Source organism: Pseudomonas sp. S2_F03 (assembly GCF_054668335.1).
In genome coordinates, this window is sequence record NZ_CP162759.1 from 3,285,587 (window position 1) to 3,300,294 (window position 14,708).

The window sequence follows — 14,708 nt, forward strand, 5'->3', positions numbered from 1 at the left end:
TATGAACAACTACCTCCCCATCATCGGCATCACCATGGGCGACGCCACGGGCGTCGGCCCGGAAATCATCGTCAAGAGCCTGACTCATGACATCGTCTACCAGCAATGCCGACCACTGGTGATCGGCGATGCCCGTCGCCTGGAGCAGGCCAACGTCATCGTCGGCGGCAGCGCTAAAGTGCGCCGCATCGAAGATGCCTCCCAAGCGTTGTACGAGGCCGGCACCATTGACTGCATCGACCTCGACCTGATCCCCGACGACCTGCCGTTCGGTGAACTGTCGCCCATCGCCGGTGACGCCGCTTATCAATACATCGCCCGCGCTGTGCAACTCGCCGAGGCCAGCCAGATTGATGCCATTTGCACCGCGCCATTGAACAAGGAAGCGCTGCACGCCGGCGGCCACAAATACCCGGGCCACACCGAAATGCTCGCGCACCTGACCAACGTCGACGAAGTCTCGATGATGCTGGTGGCGCCGCAGCTGCGGGTGATTCACGTCACCACCCACATCGGCATCATCGACGCGATCCGCAAGATCGAACCGGGCCTGGTCCAGCGCACCATCGAGCGCGGCAACGCGACGCTGATCAAGGCCGGCATTGCCAAGCCACGAATCGGCGTGTGCGGGATCAACCCGCATGCCGGTGAAAACGGTCTGTTCGGTTATGGCGAAGAGGAAGAAAAGATCATCCCTGCGGTGAAGCTATTGCAGGAACGCGGCCTCGACGTAACCGGCCCGCTGCCCGCCGACACACTGTTCTTCCGCGCCGGACGCGGCGACTTCGACCTGGTGGTGGCGATGTATCACGACCAGGGCCACGGCCCGGTCAAAGTGCTGGGGCTTGAAGCTGGTGTGAACGTGACCGTGGGCCTGGACGTGATCCGCACTTCGGTCGACCACGGCACTGCTTTCGATATCGCCGGCAAGGGCATCGCCGATGAACGCAGCCTGCTCGAAGCGCTGCGCCAGGGTGCGGAGCTTGCCACGCGACGGGGATGAGGCGCATGGGCGCTGTCGTGTAAGATCGACCACCGTCCACACAACGAGACCCGCCATGAAAGCCTCCGAACGCCACCGCGCCATCCTCGATCTCGTACGCATTGGCGATGCCAACGTCGAGCAATTGAGCGCGGCGCTCGGGGTCTCGGAAGCGACCGTGCGACGTGACCTGACCATGCTCGCCAAACAGCGGCATCTGGTGCGCACCTACGGCGGCGCGACTTCGGTGGTTGGCGTTCATGAGCCGGAAGCTTCCCTCGAAGAACGCAAAACCAGCCAGTGGGAACAGAAAGACGCCATCGCCCAAGCGGCGGCGGCTCACGTTCAGGATGGCGATACCGTATTGCTCGATGGCGGCACCACCTGCGCCGCGCTGGCTCACCATTTGTGTTCACGGCAAGACGTGCATGTGGTGACCAATAATCTGCTGGCGGTGATGACCCTGGCCAATGCGCCGGGCGTGCGACTGACCCTGATCGGCGGCGATCTGCGCGGTTCGAGCATGAGCACATTGGGGCCGTTGGCGGAACTGACGTTGAGCCGGTTGAGCGTCGACAAGGCCTTTCTGGGTGCGGACGGTGTGGTCGCGGAGTTTGGTTTGTGTGAAGCGAGTGCGCAGCAGGCGTATCTCAAGGAATGCATCATCAAGCGTGCGGCGCAGATTGTTGTCCTCGCCGACACCGACAAACTCGGCCGCGCGCGGCAACAGCATTGGACGCCGATTGAGCGGGAGTGGCGGTTGATTACTGGCTCGACTGCGGATGAAGCAGCGCTGGCGCCGTTTTATGCGCTTAAGCAGATCACGGTGGAAACTGTGGACGTCGCTTGATTGCTCACCCCTGTGGCGAGGGGAGCTTGCTCCCGCTGGGCTACGCAGCGGACCCCAAAATCTCGCAAGCAACACCGTTTTTTTGCACTCAAGCGGTAGCAACCTTCCTCGCGACAAAGCTCATGTCGCAAAAATCCAATTTCGGCGACACGTGTCGCCAACATGTCGTCCGCGGCGACACGTTCCGAAGACGTGTCGCAAAAAGTGAAAAATTGCGACACGTTAATAAGAACGACTCAAAACGCCCCGATAGGCTCGGGGCTTTTTTATGCGTGCAATTTTTTATGGTGCGACGTCACTGGATCGGTTGTTACACGGTGCGGCGAGCACCTTCACCACATCATCAATGATCGCCTTACTCATATCCTGCAAATAATGCGATGCCCAGGCATGCCGGTCGGTGTCGCGAACCATCGCGGCATCTGATGCGAGAAGTTTGGCGATGTGGAGCAGATCGGAAGCGTGGGAGAGGGCCTGGATCACCGGGACGCCAGCGTTGATGCGGAACAGTGCATCGTTTGCGTGGTAGGAGAAAGGGGTGAGGCCGATGGTTTTGAGGTCTTGAGGGTTGGTCATTGGGCACCTCCGCTTTTTGGGCGGTGGTGGGTGATGGCTGGTGGAGCGGTAGCGCAAATTTTGGACGGATCGATAGCGGGCATTAGCAAAAACTCCTGAATCAAAGTTTGAGCTACCACGTTCGTTCTCAGGCGAATGGGTGGCAGCTATGCGTGGGCTGAGAAACCGGAGATACAGGAACCCGGCAGACCCGAAGGTCTCCCACGCACAGCCGCCATTACACGGAAATGCAGGCACAAAAAAACGCCAACACTCGTGATTATGGGCGCTTGTGCGCCTGTATCTTACTCGGGTTCTCAGGCCCGGTCGCTGAATTGGCAGCGACGACCTGAAGGTAGCTTGAGAGGGGAGGATGCGCAATCGTGGCTAGGTGGTGGCGTGCCGAAATGTTTTGGTGATTTTTATGGCTGGGCAATAAATATTGCCCAGCAATAATTTTGATAATTTGAGAAGGCTTGTTGAGACCTTATCGACTGGCGAAATAGGCATCAGTATTGGATATCGAATTGGATCAGTTTCAAAAGGATTTGCTGGAATCTGTGCGCGAAATGAATGAGCACCGAGCGCTTCCAATCGCTGAGGGCAGGCCGTTAACGAAGGAACGCATCAACTCGCACATGTCGTTATCAGCGACACGTTCCAATAACGTGTCGCAGAAAGTGAAAAAAAGCGACACGTTACAAAGCGGACTACATCAAAAGGGGCTGAGTCCTACGGAAAAAGAAGCCTGCGATAACTACTAAACAGCATCCCTTCAATCGTCTACTGGACGTTGAGAAGGCATCGACTGTTTCAGGTAGGAATCCAGCATTTGAAGAGATTTGGTTTTGTAAGTGAAGCTGCAACACGGGAGTACAAGGCCTTGCCGGACTGGGTTCAGGATGAGTTTGGGAAAGACCTGATGCGTGTGCAGTACGGCGGGGATCCAGAGTTGGCAATAAAGCAGCTGAGTTCAATCGGGGCGGGGACGATTGAGATGATCATCAATGGTAGCCCGGCATACCGATGCATCTACATCACGAAGTATGCGGACACCATTTTCGTCCTTCATTCGTTCGTGAAGACGACGAATCGAACTGATCGTCACGCAATGGCAGTTGCGGAGGATCGGTTGAAGGAGCTCAAACGGGAGCTTCGGAATATGGAGTGGAACGTCTAGCAGGCGTGAGCTTGTGAAATGACTATCTGAGGCAACGCGCCAGCATCGTTGGATGGCAGAGTAAACGTGGTGCGAAAGCCGAGTTTATCCAGCATGTCCATCATTGCATCGATCGTAAACTTCTCGATTTTCCCAGTGGTGAGTTCAGAAACACGTGATTGGGTCACGTTCAACCTGGCTGCGGTCTCACTCTGTTTGAGGCCCAGTTTTTTGATGCACTCAGTGATGAAAATGGACAACTCCATTTTCAGAGCCATTTTGCTGGCGACTTCCTCGTCATGCGTGACATGGAACGGACTGTCGAAGAATTGGATTGCCATGAGCAATCTCCTTTTTTAAATGGTTATCTAAAATTTACGATAAATGGAGGTTAGCGATTGATCATTTTTGATGCAAACATTTTTTCGCCTGCCCCTAGCGCACTCATTACACCAAGTAACTAATGATGTTCCCGTCCCCACCTTTATCCCCTCCAGCTAACTCCCTACATTGAACTCCAACGCCTACCCATTCATTCCGAAGGGCAGGTCACTGGAGATTCCCTCATGCCTTTTGTCAGCGTTCGCATCACCCGCGATGGCGTTACCTCAGAGCAGAAAGCTCAGGTGATCGCCGAAATCACTGAAACCCTGGAACGCGTCCTCAAAAAGGATCCGCACCTGACCCACATCGTGATCGAAGAAGTCGACACTGATAACTGGGGCTACGCCGGCATCACCACCACCCAGTACCGCAAGCAACTGGCAGAGGCGGAGGGCAAGTCATGACCGCGTCCGTCTCCATCGACTTCATCTCCGACGTGGTCTGTCCGTGGTGCGCGTTGGGCGCGACGGCGCTGGAGCAGGCGATCGAGAACGTGGCCGGTGAAGTGTCGGTGGCGCTGACCTACAAGCCCTTCGAGTTGAACCCGGACATGCCGGCGGTCGGTGAAAAAGCGGTTGAACATTTAATGCGCAAGTATGGACGCACCGCCGAGGACGTCGCCGCCGGCAAAGCCATGCAAATCGCTCGTGGCGAGGCCATCGGTTTCACGTTCGATCTGGAAAAGCGCACGCACTTCTACAACACGTTTGATGCGCACCGGTTGCTGTTGTGGGCGTTGCAGGAAGGGCGGCAGATCGAGCTGAAGAAGGTCCTGTTGCGCGCTTATTTCACCGATGGCCAGAACCCGAGCAATCGCGAAACGCTGGCTCGTCTGGCCGGGGAAGCAGGACTGGATGTGGCCGCTGCGCAAGAAGTGTTGGCATCCGGAGCGTTCGCGAAAGAAGTCCGCGAGCTTGAGGCGTTCTACCGCCAGCACGGCATCAACTCGGTCCCGGCCATGATCCTCAACGGTCGTCAACTGGTGTCCGGATCGCAGTCGGTCGAGTACTACGAACAAATGCTGAGACAAATGGCCAAGGCCCCCGCCGAAGCCTGATTACTTACTTTTTTAAATCATCTTTTAATTAGCAGAGGTTCATCATGAGCAATTCGAAAAAAGTCATCGTCATTACCGGCGCATCCCAAGGCCTCGGCGCCGGCATGGTCAAAGCCTTCCGTGATCTGGATTACAAGGTTGTCGCCACTTCGCGTTCGATCAAACCATCTACAGACCCGGACATCCTCACTGTAGCGGGCGACATCGGCGACCCGGCAGTGGCGCAACAAGTGATCCGCGAAGCCATCGCCCGCTTTGGCCGCATCGATACGTTGGTCAATAACGCCGGGATCTTCATTGCCAAGCCTTTCACCGCCTACACCGCTGAAGACTACGCCAATGTGTTGTCGGTGAACTTGAACGGCTTCTTCTACATCACCCAACTCGCGATCAACGAGATGGAAAAACAAGGCAAAGGCCACGTGGTCAACATCACCACCAGTCTGACGGACCACGCGGTTGATGGTGTGCCATCGGTGTTGGCTTCGCTGACCAAAGGTGGTTTGAACGCGGCGACCAAATCCTTGGCGATTGAGTACGCCAAGCGCGGGATTCGGGTGAATGCGGTTTCGCCAGGCATCATCAAGACGCCGATGCATGGTGAGGAAACGCATGAAGCGCTGGGAAATCTGCACCCGGTTGGGCATATGGGCGAGATCAGCGACATTGCTCAGGCGGTTGTTTATCTGGATAGCGCGAACTTTGTTACTGGTGAGATTCTGCACGTGGATGGTGGGCAGAGCGCTGGTCACTAAAAGCTTGGCTTACAAACCCCAGAAACAACAAAGCCCTCGTATTTCTACGAGGGCTTTTTTCACTTCGGGTTCTTATTCCAGGTGCCATTGCGGTTGACGTTTCCAATCGCCAGGAAAGCCCATCAGGCTTAAATTCGTTGATTCCAGATGCTCCATGATTTCTGCGAGACGAGGTTTCCACCGGCTGTCTGGACTGATCAAATCGGTTAGATACGCGAGGATCGTCAATACGATATAAAGCCGCTGTTTGGGCTGAGGTCTGCTGGCGGCTGCGTTTGGGATATTCCACTCTTTGGGTAGCGAGGGCCGAATTGAGAGTTCTCGGTTCCATAACCGCGAGTGGTGGGCGCAACAGTTTCGTATGAAGGTCAGGGTGTGGAGCCACGAAGCCAAAACATCGAACGGCAGACCGAATCTGGCGGCAATAGCTTTCTTGTCGGCACTTCTGCCTATGGCATTGAATAGGGTGGATACCGTACCGAGGCTGAGTTCTTCAAGAATGGCCCATGCGGGCGGCAGTTCGGGAAAGGCATAGGTCGCACCGTAGTATCGAAAATAGTTATCACGCATGCGGTTTTCGATTCTCTGCTGCTGAAGGCCGTCGTCCTGTCGCCCTTTCTTGATACGGTCTGTTTCACGTTCGAATTTATTTCGCTCTTTGCTCAATTGGTCCCGAAGGGGGCGTAAGAGTTCGGTGTGCGAATAGGACGAGGAGAACACCGAGGCATTGGCGATCCAGTCAGCCCCATACTTGGGGCACATGTGGCTGCTGATGCTTGCTCGTATGGCGACCTCGGCCCTCTCGATGGCGTCCATGGTTATGCGTCGCAACGAGCCATCGAATCGGTAGATGTCGACTACGGCTTTCAGAGTGCTACCGGGTTTGAAGGTATGTTCTGGCCTTTGCTCTTGGAAGGGGCGCATATAGGGGCTCAGGCGAAACAGCGTGACCACTTAGAGGAAACGCATGGCCCGGTCGTTGTTAGCGACTTGCAGGCCTCGTTGCTTTAGCAGTTCCAATTGCTGTTCTACGCTGAGGGCCGGTTTGTCGAAGGACCTCATGTAGCTTTTCTCCAGGCAAAAAAACCCGCACGATTTGAGCTTGCTGACTGGGTCAACCTAGGCTTGGCGGGTGTGTTGGGGTGCATTATAGGTAGGTGTGAGACCCCGTCAACGTTGCACTGGCGCGAATTTGTAACGATTAGGTGTGCGGGCAATGTTTGGTCTGGCGCTGGAGGTAAGGTTTTGTTGGCTTCTATAGAAGCCAATGTGTTGGCGTTCCGGGGATTGTCTCCAAACCCCAGAAACAACAAAGCCCTCGTATTTCTACGAGGGCTTTTTTTATGTTGCCCGCAACATTCGCTACAGACAAGAAAGCTCCACATCTTCGTCGTCGGGGACTTCGTCCGTAACAATCACTCGTGCGTGCGCGCTGTGCTCGTCCTCCATGCGCAACCCGAAGTAGCGGGTATCGTTGGCGTCCCAAAATGCCTCTATCTGCGCCATGGGTGCATGTTCCAGCAGCACCTCGGCGCTGTGCTCCAAGATGATCGAGTAACGTCGTTCGGTGTTCATTACAAAGGGGCTCGCAACGGCGGAGTGAAGTGGCAGATTGTGCATAAGCACTGCTGCCATTATGCCGCCTCACTGATTTTCGACCGTAACCGCTCATCGTTTCGGGGCGGTATGTAGATGCGCGGTACCAGAATGGGATGCGTCGACTCGCGTCTTTGATGAATATGACCATCCTTCAGCGAGACGGGCGAGCGTAAGACCCATAAACGAAAAAGGCCCACCTTTCGGTGAGCCTTTTTCGATATTGCGTATGGTGCGGCACCAGGAGTCGAACCTATACCTAACTATCTGTAAATAAAGTTTTTTATAGGCGGCTAGTCTTGGATATACCCCTAAATCTACCTCTAGCTAGGTGAAGACGCACGCATCTGACTTTTTGAGCCCTACTGATGAAAATGAGCGATATTCGTTTAATTTGCAGAAGCGAATTGCATTGAAGGGAGGGCTGGTAGTGAATAGTCAAAAATATGTGGGTGTAGTAGCTTTGTGCCGGTATGCTTTCCGACTCAGCTAACTATCCCGGTGCTGAGCGTAGGGTATGGAGATCAGAAATGGAGTTCGGGGCTGTAGAAGTTAACGACGACCTTTGGAATGTCCTTCGTAAAGGCCAGAAAAATGCGCTTGAGCTGGCATTCGATTACCTTAACCAACCAGAAACTCGCCATTCATGCTTGGTAAGCATGCCCACCGGGGGTGGTAAAACAGGAGTGATTTCTGTTCTAGCCCACTTTGGGCAACAGCAGAAAATATTAGTTATTTGCCATCGTTCGGCGGTACGGGAGCAACTGGTTAAGCAGCTTTCAGGGGAGTTTTTCACTGATAGACTGCCTGAATATGATATTGAATTGAAAACAGTAATTGATGGTGTGGCACTTACTGAAGATAAAAGTATAAATGTTACTACTTTTCAGATGTTGTCGTCGCTATCTGAGGTGGCTTTAAGTGCGTTAGTTGAGGCTGTGGATCTGGTAATTGTGGATGAGGGACATTCCGAGCCGTCCCCAATCTGGAGTGAAATATCACGGTCATTTAGAGCCCATAAAGTCATAATAACTGCTACGCCATATAGAAACGATTTATTTAAATTTGATGTTGCTCCCGAATGGAGCTATGTTTATACATACAAACATGCGCTTGAAGACAATGTTCTCTGTGAGCCGGTTTGGGAGTCTATGGCTTATGAAAGACTGCTTCCGCGTGTAAAAGAACTTTTAGAGCAACAGCCTAATACCAAGTGTATTGTAAAATGCGAAAATGTTGAAGCTGTAGAGTTATACGCCGAATTATTTTCTCCGGAGTTTTCTGTATTGGCTGTCCACCAACAGTTTTCAGGCGATGCAAGAGAGAACTTTAAATCTACAGTTCCTAGGTCACTTAAAAACTCCAGTTATGATGTGATTATTCATCAGAGAAAACTTGATGAAGGTATAGATATTCCACAAGCAAAAATTCTGGTTCTGACATATGCCGTCCGTAGTGGTCGAGAGCTTGTGCAAACAGTCGGGCGGGTTGTTCGGGCACATCGGAATTATGATGCGTTTACGTTGGAAATAAACTCGAACTCCAACTCGAGCTTGTGGAGAAATTTCCTAGATTTTGATGAGTATATTAGTGTTCGCGATAATTGTGTTTCGTTCTTAAAGTCACTTGATACATCAATGCTCCTAAAGAGGTATCTTGATGCCTTCCCTGATGTAAGTTATTTTGACTCAGGCTTTAGGAAGAAATTTGATATTGATAATTTCGATGTGGAACAAAGCTTAACTATTCCTCTGGCATCTCTCTGTTTTATAAAGAAGACGCCTGCTTTTACGATGGCTAAATTTATAGATGCCTTATATTGGAAGCTCACTATGGCTGGTGAGCTTGTCGTAATTCGAGAGTCTCTAGGTTTTTCAATTGCTCTAAGCATAAGTTTTAGTAATTCAAGGTTTTTAAAGGATTCTTTATTTTTTGAGCCGGCGCTTCAAGTTGTAATTTGTAGAGAGCTTGGTGACCTATTCGTTGTTTATGATAGTAGAGGCGTTAACTATTCGAGTGAAGCTGAAATTGGTCTTGGCGGTGTAATTTCACTGGAGGAAATTCTATCCCTCGGAGCAAGAACTGACCGCATTAGAACCAAGTCGGCCACAAGTATGGCCATAGGCGAAGCTAGGCGGCGTCCAGAAGGAGTCTCATGGCGAGGACGTAATCTCGAAGATATTCACTCGGCGCAGTCCAACGCCTCCTATGCACTGTCAACACTTATGGTTGATAATCTATCGCAGAATGGTGTTGCACAAAGTAGCTATTACCTCGGTGTAGGATCTGGACGAATTTCTGATCAGAAGAATAGGAACCTAAGTCTGCGCGGATTAGCTGCGTGGATAGATGATGTTGTAGATGTGATAAATAGCGGAAGGGTCGTCGAAAGTAATTTAATAAATTCTTTCGCGAAGCCCGTTGCTAACCCTCCGGAGTGTGAGCCTGCAAGCATCATTCTTGATTTTTGTGATTTTTCCGATCCTCTGATGTTTGCGTTAAATGGGCAGGAGTTTAATTTAATTAATGATATTATTTATCTAGAGTATGTGTCTGGCTCTAATAGTTTTGTTTATCGGGCGGAACTAGGGGATGTGCATATCTATTTGTCATATGACATAAATACACACGCACCTAGACTTGTTTTAGATAGTAACTACAGGCTTCTTAATCAACAAATATCTGATTCCGGGCAGGAGTTTTTCTCTGGACAGTCGATGACGGAAGTGTTTACTGCTGGATTGCAGAGGATTCTGTATATAAATTCATCAGCGTTCTACCAAGGACGATATTATAAATTTAGACTACCACTTGAGGCGGGATTTGACTTAGATAAATCCGCCATAGGTCGCTCAATTATAAAGGTAAACGAGTTACTTTCGCCCGGAATGGATGAAAAAGGAGGTTCCGCTGGGTTGGTACAAAACGCTTTTCTACCTAATTCCGTGTTTTTTTTAATAGACAAAATTCGAAATGTAAATGACTCTAATATGCGTGTGGCTGAATATGGTCCATTTTTCTCGCATATACCTGATATTGATTATTTGCTCTGCACTGATTTAAATACAGAGCCTGCAGATTTTATTGCCAGTTCTGAAACAAAGTTGGTATTTATACATGTTAAGTGTGGAGATACTTTGCAGCCGCGATCCTCAGCGGGTGCAATTGCAGAAGTAGGTGGGCAAGCAATAAAAAATATGGAGGTTTTGATAAGTCCTAATAAGGATCTTAAGTTTGGGAATCATCGATTGCTAGGCGCTCCGTGGCGATTAGATCTAACTCACCCAGACCTCCTAAAGCGAGTGCGGCTGATTCATAAGGAAGCCCCCGACGCTTATATGGCGAGATTAGGGGTGGGTTATGAGACTGTGGTTGATGAAGCGTGGCGCGTGTTTACTGAACGAAGAAATTCTTTACGGGTGGAAAAAGAAATTTGGATTGTGATCGGAAACGCTTTTTCTCGGACTCATTTTTCTAATCAAGTGAGTCGCGGTAATGAATGCATACATGAAAGTCTTCAGGCATTCCAGTTGCTAGACTCATGGACAGCAACTTCGGCAAATAATGATGTGGCATTCAAGGTGTTCGTTTCCTAGGGGCTTTTTTGTGAGTGGTACTCATTGATTGAGAGGTTCAGTGAGGGCAAGTTTGGTTTTGTGACTCTTGTAGTACCTAAGGGGAGTTAGTTATTTATAGCATGGTAAGATTTACTCGAAAACAAATCTGAAGTTTTGCCGCACTGTTTTTATAATGATTGTAGTTTGATGTCGGGGTAAACCAATGCAACTGGTTTGGGAAAAGTTTACATACGATACACTCGAAGATGCTAAGCGTCAGTGCTTCTGTTTGTACGTATTCCACCATCCTCAAGATGGAGATAGGCCTTTTTATATAGGTAAAGCTAAGAGTTTCGGTACAAGTCAAAGTTCTGGTTATACAGCTTCTGCTAGGTATAACAGTGGATATATGCACTTGATTGCTGGAATGTTACGATCTGATTTTTCACTCTACATTGCACATATCGGAGAAGCTGCATTCAAGGATGTAGAGGCGTACGAACAAGAACTTATTTATCAATGGGGGTCGGTGCGGAAACAAAAAATTAAGCCGAATCGTAAATCTGTGACTACTGTAAAACCATGGGCTACAAGTGACAGTTCGCTCAATGCTATGCCAAAAAGCGATATGCCTTAATCTCGCTATTAATTTTACTTTAGCAATGGAGAAATCAATTTAAGTATCCAGGGTGGCCAATAATCTCCCCGAACTGTACCGACTTGGTAAAAGTAAAGTGACAAGATATTTGGTATGTTTTAGGCAGTTCAATGGGTTTAAGTTTGCATGGAATGTAAGCGCTCTCTCTCTACTCGACCAAAGGCGAACGGTGTGTTGATCAGTCATGGCTATGTAAAGCATTACTAATCAACGTGGATGATATTTCTTGAATATTTGAATATTTATAACAAGTCTTTTCTATACATAAGTATGGTGAGAATTAAGAAGGTCATAATTTGATAAAACAATTTAATGTGGTTGTTGTGTTCGTTTCTCTCTGCATAGTTGGCAGCGCAGGTTCTATATGTCTCATGTATGGTGTCGAAGTCATTTATGTATTTTTGGAAATCAGAAATTGGGTCTTTGTTGTTGAATCTAACATATAGATATGGATCTTTCATAAGCTCGATCAATAGCCTGACCTTTTCTGCCGCTGCTTCAGTATCAAACTTTCCGTTTTCGAGATGATCAGGTTTAGCTTTACGAATTTTTTCGTCAAAGTTTAATATGTTTTCTTTGATGGAACTTAATTTATCTATTAGCGGGGCTATCTCTTTTGCAGAAGTATTGAAGTTGGAAAACTGATCGCTGGGAACGCAAGTATTATATCCAATGCTCTTAGACATTCGTACAATATCGGTACCCATTTCTTGAAGCGCTAATAGAATTTCTTTTGATCCCGCTACGTCGTAGAGCTGAACGATCTCTCGATGATACTCAAGAAGTGTATGTATATAGGCTGTGTCAATTGTTCGTTTTGTATTTTCAATGTTTAACTTCTCATAATACTGGTTGGTGCGTATACTTTTTAACAGTTCAGTTAATTTGTATTCGAAGTCCGCTCGTGGTCTGTAGAGCTCCATCTCTCTATATTGTATTTTGTCATTTTCTGGGAAAATAACTTTATCCAAAAAAATCTGAATTATAGATGTTGCGCAGATCCAGGCACATAAAATAACTTTTTTGTTCATGGTGACTTTTAAAGGAGTAATGTTGATTGCTGGCCGGTTGTAATTTGTTGTTGGGTTTTTCGCTTTTAATTGGTGCATCAGAGCTTAGCATGACTTTTCCAGAGTAAGCATCGTCCCAAGAAATTTCGTATGGTTATTTCGGTAACCGCCACCCTTTTTAACCGAGATACGATCAAACGAGCGGTCAGTACGTAATAATAATGGGTGGAGGTTGACTTATTATTCGCGCTGTTGTTTAGGAACCATATAAGGTGCTTTCGTTGCCATATCCACGGGTTTTCCAGGTTCCAGCGATTAACAATTGTCGTTTGGATTATCTTTGCCTGCCGAAGGTGACGTTGACGTGTGGTATACGATCCAGTCAGTACGCTCGCCAGGAACAGTTCCATATCAAATGTTTTGCTCATGCTCGACCACCAATGTAAGCCGAAACCACGTCGATACGACCGTGACCAAGTTCGTAGCTGATTTGTACTCGGGCCAACTGATCGAGGTGTTGGTTGAGTTGGTAGCAATTACCACCGTTGATGGGCGCGAGGTGATCAGTGATTTCCTCGTAGCGTTCGCACGCATAAGCCGCCCGCAGCTCATGAAAGCCTCTGAGTTCATGGGTGTGGAGGAGGTCTCGAGCGGGACGGACGGTGCTCGTTAGGAAGTCTAGGTAGCTTTCGTTCGGGGCCAATAGGTTGCGGCTACCTTTTGGCGAAACTTGATGGGCGAATGCCAGTGCCTCGCGGATCTTATTGCTTACCGTAATCCAGCGAGAGGCTGATGCGCCCGAACGACCGCCTTTGGTGCCGTCCTGGATGTTGATCCTGCCGAGTTGTTTGGCCTCACGTTGCAGCCGGGGCAGGTTTGCTAAAATGGCCTCACGTAAACGCATCCCGGTTTCGCGTGCCAACTGCACGATGGCAGCGACTCGTGGCTGCTGATGTTCACATAGCACTTCAACGATCCGTTTCACTTGTGCGCGGTCTTGGCCTTGAGGTACTTCACTGCGGATACCGGAGCGCTGCATTCCCAGCGCCTTACTTGGACTTGGCGCTCTCATATACTGATCACCGCGAAGCGCAGCCAGGGTCCGGTTCACGCTGGACAACCGGTTTTGCGCGGTGGCGATGCCTATAGCGCCTTGTTCAACTTGCTGACGCAGATGTCCGGCGTAGTCCAGCAAGGTCTGCCGATCTATCTGCCGCGCATCGTTAAACCCTGGCCCATCCTTCGACCGACACCACCGCACAAATGCCTGCCACCGATCACTGTGCGCTTTGACCGTGCCGTAATGCCCGCCGCCAAAAAGATCACGTAATGCTTGTGGCCCCGCATAGCTCAGCTGCCGACCATAGCCAAAATTGCGCCCGTCTCGCCTTCCTACCAATGCCATGAGCAAACTCCTCTCGAAGCCAAAACTTTTAAAACTTTCCCCACGTCATCCCGCCAAGAATGCTGAGTGTTATCAGGGATCAAGGCCCCTGCGACCTGTGAGGGTTGTCCACTAACGCGGGACTGGCGGCTCTTTACGACCGGGAGCTTGGGCATCTCATGATCTGGCCTCCTGAGCACTTCCGAGGAAGTGGGCGGGTGGAGGCTGCGCTGGCCGACGAGACCGACGCCGCGAGATCTTGAGTCAGGTGAAGGCAGTGATGCGATGACCGGGGCATGCCTGACTGTCAGTCAGGTGCAGCCTGTCCATCGGCTGCGGCACCATCATCTGCATCGCTGTTGCTGGTGACTTTTCGGTGTTTGTCACGCCGATTGTCACGAGGGGAAATGCCGCAAAGCCTTGTACGAGTTGGGCTGCAGCAGCGGTAGGAGCGCCCGTCTCTTTCTGGGAGAAAGAGACGGGCGCAGGTTGGCGCAATGAAATGGCCAAGCGAATAGGTTGCTGCAGGGCAGCTATAAAAGGGTATGAGTTGCCGCAGTGGCACTCTGGTAGAAGTAGGCATCCATCACATCGCTGTGACCGTGAGAGCCGCCGGACGCTAATCGCACTTTGGGAGAACCACCACCGTGTGGCGTAGCCTTAAAGGTTCGGGCTACCTGGGTTGCTGTCGACGACAGCGCTTTGCCCGATCTTTTCTACGCCTGTGGATAATTCGGGTCAAGACTCCAATATTCGGGAGT

General features: G+C 50.2%; 15 protein-coding genes. 9 read left to right on the forward strand and 6 right to left on the reverse strand.

From position 1 onward, the window contains the following. Window position 1 precedes the first annotated feature (1 nt). Both pdxA and AB4N76_RS15440 read left to right on the forward strand, forming a co-directional pair. Window positions 2-1,003, forward strand: coding sequence for a 4-hydroxythreonine-4-phosphate dehydrogenase PdxA (gene pdxA, locus AB4N76_RS15435; RefSeq protein ID WP_046031370.1), 1,002 nt, complete (start codon window positions 2-4; stop codon window positions 1,001-1,003). Between the two features lie 55 nt (window positions 1,004-1,058). After that, the gene (locus AB4N76_RS15440) at window positions 1,059-1,832 is read left to right on the forward strand and encodes a DeoR/GlpR family DNA-binding transcription regulator (RefSeq protein WP_046031267.1); all 774 of its coding nucleotides are present in this window, start codon (window positions 1,059-1,061) and stop codon (window positions 1,830-1,832) included. 282 nt (window positions 1,833-2,114) lie between these two features. Here the strand turns inward: AB4N76_RS15440 and AB4N76_RS15445 are convergent, their stop codons facing one another. Further along, window positions 2,115-2,408 (reverse strand): DUF3077 domain-containing protein, encoded by a 294-nt coding sequence (locus AB4N76_RS15445; RefSeq protein WP_046031266.1) that lies wholly within the window; start codon window positions 2,406-2,408, stop codon window positions 2,115-2,117. A 494-nt stretch (window positions 2,409-2,902) separates the two neighbouring features. Between AB4N76_RS15445 and AB4N76_RS15450 the strand changes: the two genes are divergently transcribed. Together AB4N76_RS15450 and AB4N76_RS15455 are read left to right on the forward strand one after the other, a co-directional pair. Further along, window positions 2,903-3,151 (forward strand): hypothetical protein, encoded by a 249-nt coding sequence (locus tag AB4N76_RS15450; protein ID WP_139348152.1) that lies wholly within the window; start codon window positions 2,903-2,905, stop codon window positions 3,149-3,151. Between the two features lie 68 nt (window positions 3,152-3,219). Continuing rightward, complete coding sequence (locus AB4N76_RS15455; RefSeq protein WP_077432269.1) at window positions 3,220-3,567, forward strand: type II toxin-antitoxin system RelE/ParE family toxin; 348 nt, start codon at window positions 3,220-3,222, stop codon at window positions 3,565-3,567. On the opposite strand, the gene AB4N76_RS15460 is transcribed toward AB4N76_RS15455, so the two are convergent. Beyond that, entirely contained in the window at window positions 3,564-3,887 is a 324-nt protein-coding gene (locus AB4N76_RS15460; protein ID WP_046031264.1) for a helix-turn-helix domain-containing protein, read from the reverse strand. The two genes, AB4N76_RS15455 and AB4N76_RS15460, sit on opposite strands and share 4 nt — an antisense overlap. A 225-nt stretch (window positions 3,888-4,112) precedes the next feature. On the opposite strand from AB4N76_RS15460, the gene AB4N76_RS15465 reads away from it, so the two are divergent. The 3 genes from AB4N76_RS15465 to AB4N76_RS15475 are packed head-to-tail and all read left to right on the forward strand — an operon-like array spanning window position 4,113 to window position 5,742. Continuing rightward, on the forward strand, window positions 4,113-4,334 hold the full coding sequence (locus AB4N76_RS15465; protein ID WP_059406388.1) for a tautomerase family protein: 222 nt from the start codon (window positions 4,113-4,115) through the stop codon (window positions 4,332-4,334). Then, window positions 4,331-4,987 (forward strand): DsbA family oxidoreductase, encoded by a 657-nt coding sequence (locus AB4N76_RS15470; RefSeq protein WP_460163222.1) that lies wholly within the window; start codon window positions 4,331-4,333, stop codon window positions 4,985-4,987. The genes AB4N76_RS15465 and AB4N76_RS15470 overlap by 4 nt, the downstream gene beginning before the upstream one ends. 44 nt (window positions 4,988-5,031) lie before the next feature. Next, window positions 5,032-5,742 carry an SDR family NAD(P)-dependent oxidoreductase gene (locus tag AB4N76_RS15475; protein ID WP_046031261.1) on the forward strand — a complete coding sequence of 237 codons (711 nt, stop codon included), beginning with the start codon at window positions 5,032-5,034 and terminating at the stop codon, window positions 5,740-5,742. Window positions 5,743-5,814: 72 nt separating this feature from the next. Here AB4N76_RS15475 and AB4N76_RS15480 read toward each other — a convergent pair whose 3' ends face one another. Continuing rightward, window positions 5,815-6,696: an Abi family protein gene (locus tag AB4N76_RS15480; protein ID WP_460163223.1), complete on the reverse strand. Its 882-nt coding sequence runs from the start codon at window positions 6,694-6,696 to the stop codon at window positions 5,815-5,817. A 408-nt stretch (window positions 6,697-7,104) separates the two neighbouring features. Beyond that, window positions 7,105-7,317 carry a hypothetical protein gene (locus AB4N76_RS15485; RefSeq protein WP_059181808.1) on the reverse strand — a complete coding sequence of 71 codons (213 nt, stop codon included), beginning with the start codon at window positions 7,315-7,317 and terminating at the stop codon, window positions 7,105-7,107. 551 nt (window positions 7,318-7,868) lie between these two features. Between AB4N76_RS15485 and AB4N76_RS15490 the strand changes: the two genes are divergently transcribed. Together AB4N76_RS15490 and AB4N76_RS15495 are read left to right on the forward strand one after the other, a co-directional pair. Then, on the forward strand, window positions 7,869-10,934 hold the full coding sequence (locus AB4N76_RS15490) for a DEAD/DEAH box helicase (protein ID WP_460163224.1): 3,066 nt from the start codon (window positions 7,869-7,871) through the stop codon (window positions 10,932-10,934). A gap of 184 nt (window positions 10,935-11,118) precedes the next feature. Beyond that, window positions 11,119-11,532, forward strand: coding sequence for a hypothetical protein (locus tag AB4N76_RS15495; protein ID WP_133822111.1), 414 nt, complete (start codon window positions 11,119-11,121; stop codon window positions 11,530-11,532). 263 nt (window positions 11,533-11,795) lie between these two features. On the opposite strand, the gene AB4N76_RS15500 is transcribed toward AB4N76_RS15495, so the two are convergent. Beyond that, window positions 11,796-12,662, reverse strand: coding sequence for a hypothetical protein (locus AB4N76_RS15500; RefSeq protein WP_460163225.1), 867 nt, complete (start codon window positions 12,660-12,662; stop codon window positions 11,796-11,798). A gap of 325 nt (window positions 12,663-12,987) precedes the next feature. Continuing rightward, entirely contained in the window at window positions 12,988-13,968 is a 981-nt protein-coding gene (locus AB4N76_RS15505) for an integrase domain-containing protein (protein WP_107323068.1), read from the reverse strand. Window positions 13,969-14,708 lie beyond the last annotated feature (740 nt).